This is a genomic window from Pseudomonas sp. (assembly GCF_036387035.1).
Taxonomy (GTDB): Bacteria; Pseudomonadota; Gammaproteobacteria; order Pseudomonadales; family Pseudomonadaceae; genus Aquipseudomonas.
Window position 1 is genome coordinate 1 of record NZ_DASVUM010000005.1, and the last position, 8109, is coordinate 8109.

The following is an 8109-nucleotide window of genomic DNA, read 5'->3' on the forward strand; positions in this document are numbered from 1 at the left end:
AACACTCCCACCCCACCAATCGTTCTCATCCTTTTCACAAAAAATTGATGGCCCGGTGCCTAAAGTTCGCTGCATCGGCGGGCCTCCTTCCGCGTAGATATTCTCATTTCCAGCCAAGCAGACTTTTATGCTGAACGTAAAAGCAGTTCGTCCCGAGCTTGTGACATTGCTTGCCAGTGCCTTTTTGTTGGTCGGGTTTAACCTGACCCTGTGGCAGCATGTATTTGCAATTACCGACTCCGACGGTAAGGGCATGTTGTTGCGTGGCGCTTTTGCGCTGATGGTGTTCTGCGTTTTCAATATATTTTTCACGTTGTTGGCGTTCAAGCGCGTATTGAAGCCTGTGTTGATCATTCTGTTTTTCATCAGTGCTGGCGTGGCTTACTTCATGAGCCAGTACGGCGTGATGATTGACGCGGGCATGTTCAGAAACTTTGCCGAGACCAATGTCACAGAAGTGCGCGATCTGCTCTCGCTGAAGTTACTGGGCTATTTATTCTTTTTAGGTCTCGTGCCGTCGTTACTTCTTTTAAAGACCCCAATTATTTATCGCCACTGGCCCCGTGAGTTGCTCAGCAAGGCGCTGGTGTCTGTCGTGTGCGCCGTCGCCATTGGTGGTGTGGCACTGTTAAATTATCAAGGGCTGTCGTCGCTGTTTCGCAATCACCACGAGTTGCGCCTGATGGTCGTGCCGAGTAATTACCTTGCGGCGTCCGTGGGTTATTTGAGCGAGCAGGTCAAGTCTGCGCAACGGCCGTTCGTGAGCATCGGTCAGGACGCCAAACTTGCCAGCGACTGGCAGCAACACAAGCGCAAGTCGCTGACCGTGCTGGTGGTGGGCGAGAGCGCACGGGCCGAGAACTTCGGCATCCTGGGCTACAGCCGCGATACCACGCCGCAGTTGAGCAAGGAGCGCGGCTTGCTCACCTTTACTGACGTGCATTCCTGCGGCACGGAGACCGCGGTGTCGGTCCCCTGCATGTTTTCCAACATGGGCCGCAAGGATTACAACGCCACGGCTGCTCGAAACGAAGAGGGCATGCTCGATGTGCTGAAACGCGCGGGACTCGATGTCATCTGGCGCGACAACCAGTCGGGCTGCAAGGGCACCTGCGACCGGGTGACGTTGCAGGATGTGAGCAACTTGAAGGACCCTGCGCTGTGCGCCAATAACGAATGCCGCGACGAGATTCTTTTGCAGGGCCTGCAGCACTTCATCGACACACTGGACAAGGACACGGTGCTGGTCCTTCACCAGATGGGCAGTCATGGCCCCGAGTACTTCAAGCGTTACCCGAAAGAATTTGAGAAGTTCACCCCGGTGTGCGAAAGCAATGCGCTGAATAATTGTTCGCGAGAAAGCATCGTCAATGGCTATGACAACACCTTGCTGTACACCGACCATGTCCTGGCCTCGTTGATCGATATCCTGCGCAACAATCAGGGCAAGGTGGATACGGCCATGGTTTATCTTTCCGATCACGGCGAGTCGCTGGGTGAGTACAACCTGTTCCTGCACGGTACGCCTTATATGCTGGCCCCCGATCAGCAAAAGCATGTTCCGCTGATTGCCTGGTTTTCCGACAACTATCAGCAGTCGTTCGCGGTGGACACGCACTGCCTGCAAAAAGAACGAAACACGCCGCTTAGCCAAGACAACCTGTTTCATTCCATGCTGGGTCTGTTGCAAGTACGGACAAGTGTCTATAACCCGGCGCTGGATATGTTTGCAGGCTGTCGGGGGATTTATACGGACGGGGTACTGGCCAATGAATGAGCCCCTCAATAACGAAGCTCAAGCTGAGGCGTACATGGGCGGGCGTGAACAGACCTTCGGCCGACGTCTGAGTCTGTGGCGGGATGCGCAGCTGGCGCGGATGGCCTTGCGCGATGCGGGCGAGCCAGGGCTGGTACTGGACGTCCCCGCTGGCTCCGGGCGTTTCTGGCCGGTGCTCGCCGAACACACCAACCGGGTGATTCTGGCCGCCGACCCTTCTACGGACAGGCTGGCGTTCGCCGAAGCGCAGTCATCGAGCGAGGTGCGCCAGCGCATCCGCACGTTTCAGAGCTCGGCATTTTCCATCGGCCTCTCCGCGAACGCAGTGGACTGTATTTTCTGCATGCGCTTGTTCCATCACTTGAACGACAGCGAGAAACGCGCTGCGATACTCGACGAGTTTTATCGGGTGACCCGCGACACGGCCATCGTCGCGCTGTGGGTGGACGGCAACGTGAAAGCCTGGCGTCGCAAGCGGCAGCAGGGACGCCTGGCACCCGGGACGTCTGTCCCCCGCAACCGGTTTGTGGTCTGCCGCGGCGAGATTGAATCCGAGTTCGCGCGGGCGGGTTTCAGGATCGTCGATCACCACGACTTTCTTCCAGGCTACGCCATGTGGCGGGTGTACGTACTGCGCAAGGCGGGCGAGTGACCGGATGAACGGTCGCCTCCACTGCGGCTGTTTGCGCGCTTCAAAGATGAAGTTGTTCGAGACTTGCAGGACGGATGCCCGGTAACCGCGTATAGCGATATATACTGCGCGCCATTCTTCGAGGGAGAGCCGTGTGGCCATCGATATTCACTGGATTCGCGACGACCATAGCCTCGCCGAACATTGCGCACAGTGGCAGACACTGCCCTACGTTGCGCTCGACACCGAGTTCATGCGGGTCGACACCTTCTATCCCATCGCCGCGCTGTTGCAGATCGGCGATGGTTCAAGCGCCTACCTGATCGACCCGTTGCTGATCAACGAGTGGAAGCCGCTTGCCGCGCTGCTGGAAAATCCTGACGTCATCAAAGTCGTTCACGCCTGCAGCGAGGACCTTGAGGTGCTGTTGCGCCTGACCGGCAGCCTGCCAGCACCCTTGTTCGATACCCAGCTGGCCGCGGCCTACCTGAACCTCGGTTTCTCGATGGGCTACTCGCGTCTGGTGCAGGAGGTCCTGAACATCGACCTGCCCAAGGGCGAGACGCGTTCCGACTGGCTGCAGCGACCGCTCTCGGACACCCAGATCAGCTACGCCGCCGAAGACGCCGTGCATCTGGCCGAGGTGTACAACCTGCTGCGTCCGCGTTTGTCCGATGATAAATACGCGTGGGTGCTGGAGGACGGTGCCGAACTGGTCGCCAACCTGCAGCGCGAAACCGATCCCTACGACGCGTACCGCGACGCCAAGCTGGCGTGGAAGCTGTCTCGCGCGCAATTGGCCGTGCTGCGTGAACTGTGCGCCTGGCGCGAGCAGCAGGCGCGTTTGCGCAATCAGCCCCGCAACCGCGTCCTGCGCGAGCATTCGCTCTGGCCGCTGGCCAAGTCTCAGCCGGATAACCTTGTCGCGCTGGCAAAAATCGATGACATGCACCCCAAGACCGTGCGTCAGGACGGCGAGTTCTTGCTCGACCTGATCAAGAAAGCCGGCAGCGTGTCGCCGGATCTGTGGCCGCCCGCATTGCCAGAGCCGCTGCCGATCGAGGCCTCCAATGTGCTCAAGCGTTTGCGCGCCATTGGCCAGCAGCAAGCGGAGCGCCTCGACATGGCGCCGGAATTGATGCTGCGCAAGAAGACCCTCGAAGCCTTGCTCAAGACCGGTTACCCAGACGGTCCCTATAAATTGCCCGATTCGCTGCGTGGCTGGCGCCGCGAATTGATGGGTCAGATGCTGCTCGACAGCCTGGCCAATGCCGGAGAACAGCCTTGAAACGTATTTGCTCCATCTACCGCAGCCCGCGCAGGAACGAAATGTACCTGTATGTCCTCAAGAGCGATGAACTGGAGCGTGTGCCCGAGGAGTTGCTGGCTGCGTTCGGCAAGCCGCAGCACGCGTTCAATCTGGTCCTGTCGCCGGAGCGCACCTTGGCCCGTGAAGACATTCACGCGGTGCTCGCCAATCTGGAAAAACAGGGTTATCACCTGCAAATGCCCCCTGCCGAAGACGAGTACATCGAGCACTTGCCCGAGGAGCTGCTGCGCCGCAACGATCCGATGTGATCGATTTCTGACCCTGCAATCCATCGCAGGGGTACACCGGACCGTTGCACGCGTCAGACCCTGCCGGCTCAACCGATACGGGTCCCGGACGCTGCGCGGTCGCATGCCCCGTTTATTCGAGTTTTGAATCCATGCGCGTTCTGATCGCCGAACACGATTACCCCGTTTACACCGAACTGCTGCGCAAGACTGCGCCCGAGATCGAAGTATTGAGCAGCGGTCACTCCGCTGAACTGTCAGAAATGGCTGCCCAAGCGCCGATCTGGCTCGGTCAGCCGGACCTGCTGGCGAATCTGCTGCGCCAGGGCCACAAACCGAAATGGCTGCAATCCACTTGGGCTGGCATCACACCGCTGCTGGCCGACGGGCTGTACCGCGACTATCAACTGACCCGTGCCGTCGGGATTTTCGGCCAGGTGATGGCCGAGTTCGTGCTCACGTACATGCTGGTGCACGAACGCGAAGTGCTGGCCCGGCTGGTCAGTCAGGTCGAACGCAAGTGGGATAACCGCATGGGTCGCAGTCTCGCCGGCCGCAAGGTACTGATCGTCGGCACAGGCGATATTGGCCAGCACGTCGCTCAGTTCCTGGTGCCGTTTGGCGTCGAACTGTACGGCATCGCGTCGAGCGCGCGGGCTCAGGCGCCGTTCGCTGAAGTGGCTGCGTTGGAGGATCTGCCGCGTCTGGTGGCCGAGGTCGATTTCGTCATCAACCTGCTGCCCAACACGGCGCAGACTCATGACCTCTATAACGGCAAACTGTTCGCCTGTTTCAAGCCTTCCGCGTTGTTTATCAATGTCGGGCGGGGCACGGCGGTGGTCGACGCCGATCTGGTCGAGGCCCTCAAGGAAGGGCATCTGGCCGGAGCGGTCATCGATGTCTGCCGCCAGGAACCGCTCCCCCAGCGTCACCCCTTCTGGACGGCGTGGGGGCTGCTGCTCACCGGCCACAGCTCGGCGCCGACGTCGCCGCCAGCAATGACGCAGCTGTTCGTGGACAACCTCAAGGCCTACGCGGCAGGCGAGGCGTTGCGCGGGGAAGTGGATTTCGCGAAGGGGTATTGATCAATTCCCGACTGACACAGCGCTTTAGTGGGACCGGCTTCAGCCGGGAAGGGGACGTTTTGTACGCCATTCATTTTCCGGCGGAGTTTCTTACGCCTTCCCGGCTAAAGCCGGTCCCACTAAAACAGCGCGCTTAGCCCTTACAAACTGAAATCCCCTTCAGCCGCCAGCTCGTCCAGCGGTCGACGCGGGCTTGGCGTTTCACGGGCCTGAAGGTAGTCAGCCAGGGTCGATTTATCACCCAGCTTGCCGATCGCCACGGCAGTGTGCACGGCATAACCCTCAGGAATCTTCAGCTCCTTGCGTGTCAGTTCTTGATCAAATCCGGCCATGCCGTGGGTGTGCCAGCCGCTGAGACTGGCTTGCAGCGCCAGATACCCCCACGCAGAACCCGTGTCGAAGGTGTGCCACAGCGCCGGCGTTTCTTCGGTCGCGCCGGGCGCGGTGAACGTGGTTTTGGAAATAATGATGACCAGCGCCGAGGCATGCTGCGCCCAGCCGCGGTTGAACTCGTTCAGCAGGCCGAGGAAGCGCTCCCAGTTGGGCGTGTCACGGCGTGCGTAAAGAAAACGCCATGGCTGGGAGTTATACGCCGAGGGGGCCCAGCGCGCGGCTTCAAAAAAGCTCAGCAGGGTTTCTTGTGGAATGCTCTCGTCGCTGAACGCGCGTGGAGACCAACGCTCAGTGAATTGCGGGTCGATGGCGTACTCGGCAACACGGGGATTGGCGCTCATGGATTCGATCCTGAAAGAAGAAATAAGCCGTCCGCCTGGTGGAGGGGACGTGATCATTCTGATGGGCCGTTTACGGCAGGCATCGTCGCGAAGGGGTCGGCAAGCGCGGGCGATGGCTGGCCTGCCCGCGAAGGGCTAAAGCTACTGCGCCGCTGCGCTGCTGACAAGCCTGCGTATTTCAGGATTGAAGCCGCTCTCTTGTGCCGGCTGCGTCGTACCGACAGTCGCCCGTGCTTGGCCCAGCTGACGTGTACCTCTAGACTGGCGGCCTTTCATTGCCCGATAGCTGTTTGCGCGAGAACCATGGCTGCCAACGTAGAACCCTTCTGGATACGCAAAACCCTCGAGCAACTCGATGCAGTCGAGTGGGAGTCGCTGTGTGACGGCTGCGGATTGTGCTGCCTGCAGAAACTTGAGGACGAAGACGACGGCAGCGTTTATTACACGCGCATCGCCTGCAAGTTATTGGACCTGAACACTTGCGCCTGCACCGATTACCCGAATCGCCGTGCTCAGGTCCCGGATTGCATTCAGCTGACACCCGGACAAGCTGACGAATTCAAGTGGCTGCCGCCCACCTGCGGTTATCGGCTGGTCAGCGAGGGCAAGGACCTGCCGCTCTGGCACCATCTGGTGTGTGGGGATCGGGAACAGGTACACAAACAGCGCATCTCTCAGTCCGGACGTATGCTTGGCGAAGGCAGCGTGCCCGAGGACGACTGGGAGGATCACCTGATTTTTCGTGCAGGCTAAATCAAACTGCCCGCGAGGCTGTCGGTTCAGCCGTCGCGAGCGTGGTCATGCAGCGTCGGTCAGACGCCTTTTGGACCTTTCAGCGCGTCGACGCCGGTGTCGACCGCATCTTCAACAGCCACTTCAGCCTTGGTTTTCAGCTTGCTCAGTTCGGCGCCTGCTTCTTCGATGCGCGAGCGGGCCACGTCCATCTCACTGCGGCTCTTGTCGATCAGCGCCTTCGCGGAGCAATGACCAGTGATGCCACGGGCCAGGACGGCGCCGCCGATCGCCAACTGCACCAGACCAAAGATCCCGCCGCGGCGCAGGCCTTTGCCCATCATCAGTACACCGCCTGCCAGCGAGCCAACGCGCTCCCAGCCCTGTACGTTCTGCTCCGGATAATCGTGCAAAGGTCGTTCGATGCGTTCAATGATCGGGGTGTCGCTCATGATGCGTTCTCCGTGAAGGTAGGGTCCCTTAAGCTGACTGTCGCAAGCGCAAACTGTTCAATGCGTTTGTCACCCTGCGCCGTTCAGGTGCGGTCGGTCTCGCGCCCGAACTGCGGGCCAGAGCGGGTGTTGATGCCTTTGGCCATCCGGTCGTAGAGCACGACGTTGACGGTCGCCGCCAGGTTCATGCAGCCCGTCGTGGGGATGTACACCACGTCTTCGCACCAATCGCGGATCTCCTTATCCAGCGAGCCATCTTCAGGGCCGAAAATATAGATCGCCCGATCCGGGTGGGTGTACTCCGGCAGCGCGCGTGCGCCTTCCACCAGCTCGACCGCCACCGGCACACAGCCCAGTGGAATGATCTTTCTCAGGTCATCGATGCCGATCAGCGGGATGTCCTGATGGATTTTCTTGGTGTCGGTAACGAAATCACGCGCACGCTCGTAGCGCTTGCCGGTGTAGAACACCGACGCCACGCCATAGCAGCCTGCCGCGCGCATCACCGAACCGACGTTTTCCGGGGACTTGGGATTGAACAAGCCGATGCAGGCATAGCGTTTGTTGGCCACGGGGGAGGGTGCTCATCAGAGAAAGCGCAGCAGTATACGGGACACTCATATCTGCTGGGGCCGGCTTGCTTGCGAACGCGGGGTGTCCGTCGATGTTCTGGTTACTGAATCGACCGGTTCGCCAGCAAGCCGGCTCTTACAATTCCTCTTGCATTCGCGAGTCGGCTTACGGGTGGAATAAACAGGCGTTCTACTCGTCTTTTTTCATCAACCCCGCCAGCGCGGCGAAGGGGTTGTGAGTGGCCTTGGCGGTTTTCGGGCTGCTGGTCGAGCTTTCCGAGAAGTACTGCTGGTCGGTGTAGCGCGAGTGCTCGTTGTCGTGGCAGTACAGGCACAACAGCTCCCAGTTGGAGCCGTCCTGGGGATTGTTGTCGTGGTTGTGGTCGCGGTGGTGAACGGTCAGCTCGCTCAGACGTTTGCCGGCGAATTCCCGGGCGCAGCGGCCGCAGACGTGCGGGTACATGCGCAGCGCCTTGTCGCGGTAGCCCATTTCGCGGTCACGCTGGGCGTCGGCGAGGATGCGGTCCAGTTTTGAAGTGTTGGTGGGCGTATTAACCGAACTCATGGTG

10 protein-coding genes are annotated in these 8109 nt (G+C 59.9%); 6 read left to right on the plus strand and 4 right to left on the minus strand.

Translation table 11 applies throughout. The features are described 5' to 3' along the window. Positions 1-127: 127 nt before the first annotated feature. The 5 genes from VF672_RS00510 to VF672_RS00530 all read left to right on the plus strand — a co-directional run bounded on the left by VF672_RS00510 (position 128) and on the right by VF672_RS00530 (position 5050). Positions 128-1777, plus strand: a complete 1650-nt coding sequence (locus VF672_RS00510; protein WP_331100271.1) for a phosphoethanolamine--lipid A transferase — start codon at positions 128-130, stop codon at positions 1775-1777. Next, positions 1770-2429 carry a class I SAM-dependent methyltransferase gene (locus VF672_RS00515; RefSeq protein WP_414705547.1) on the plus strand — a complete coding sequence of 220 codons (660 nt, stop codon included), beginning with the start codon at positions 1770-1772 and terminating at the stop codon, positions 2427-2429. Before VF672_RS00510 ends, VF672_RS00515 begins: the two co-directional genes overlap by 8 nt. Positions 2430-2562: 133 nt before the next feature. Then, on the plus strand, positions 2563-3696 hold the full coding sequence (gene rnd, locus VF672_RS00520; protein WP_331100273.1) for a ribonuclease D: 1134 nt from the start codon (positions 2563-2565) through the stop codon (positions 3694-3696). Further along, on the plus strand, positions 3693-3986 hold the full coding sequence (locus VF672_RS00525) for a YcgL domain-containing protein (RefSeq protein WP_331100275.1): 294 nt from the start codon (positions 3693-3695) through the stop codon (positions 3984-3986). Before rnd ends, VF672_RS00525 begins: the two co-directional genes overlap by 4 nt. Before the next feature lie 131 nt (positions 3987-4117). After that, complete coding sequence (locus VF672_RS00530) at positions 4118-5050, plus strand: D-2-hydroxyacid dehydrogenase (RefSeq protein ID WP_331100277.1); 933 nt, start codon at positions 4118-4120, stop codon at positions 5048-5050. A 140-nt stretch (positions 5051-5190) separates the two neighbouring features. On the opposite strand, the gene VF672_RS00535 is transcribed toward VF672_RS00530, so the two are convergent. Next, a complete protein-coding gene (locus tag VF672_RS00535; RefSeq protein ID WP_331100279.1) occupies positions 5191-5784 on the minus strand; it encodes a nitroreductase family protein in 594 nt (197 codons plus the stop codon). 303 nt (positions 5785-6087) lie between these two features. On the opposite strand from VF672_RS00535, the gene VF672_RS00540 reads away from it, so the two are divergent. Further along, the gene (locus VF672_RS00540; protein WP_331100281.1) at positions 6088-6537 is read left to right on the plus strand and encodes a YcgN family cysteine cluster protein; all 450 of its coding nucleotides are present in this window, start codon (positions 6088-6090) and stop codon (positions 6535-6537) included. A gap of 59 nt (positions 6538-6596) precedes the next feature. Here VF672_RS00540 and VF672_RS00545 read toward each other — a convergent pair whose 3' ends face one another. The 3 genes from VF672_RS00545 to VF672_RS00555 form a co-directional block, all read right to left on the minus strand. Further along, positions 6597-6968, minus strand: a complete 372-nt coding sequence (locus VF672_RS00545; RefSeq protein ID WP_331100283.1) for a DUF2892 domain-containing protein — start codon at positions 6966-6968, stop codon at positions 6597-6599. Between the two features lie 83 nt (positions 6969-7051). Then, positions 7052-7540 carry an RNA methyltransferase gene (locus tag VF672_RS00550; RefSeq protein ID WP_065986778.1) on the minus strand — a complete coding sequence of 163 codons (489 nt, stop codon included), beginning with the start codon at positions 7538-7540 and terminating at the stop codon, positions 7052-7054. 190 nt (positions 7541-7730) lie between these two features. Further along, positions 7731-8105, minus strand: coding sequence for a YajD family HNH nuclease (locus VF672_RS00555; RefSeq protein ID WP_331100292.1), 375 nt, complete (start codon positions 8103-8105; stop codon positions 7731-7733). Positions 8106-8109: the final 4 nt, after the last annotated feature.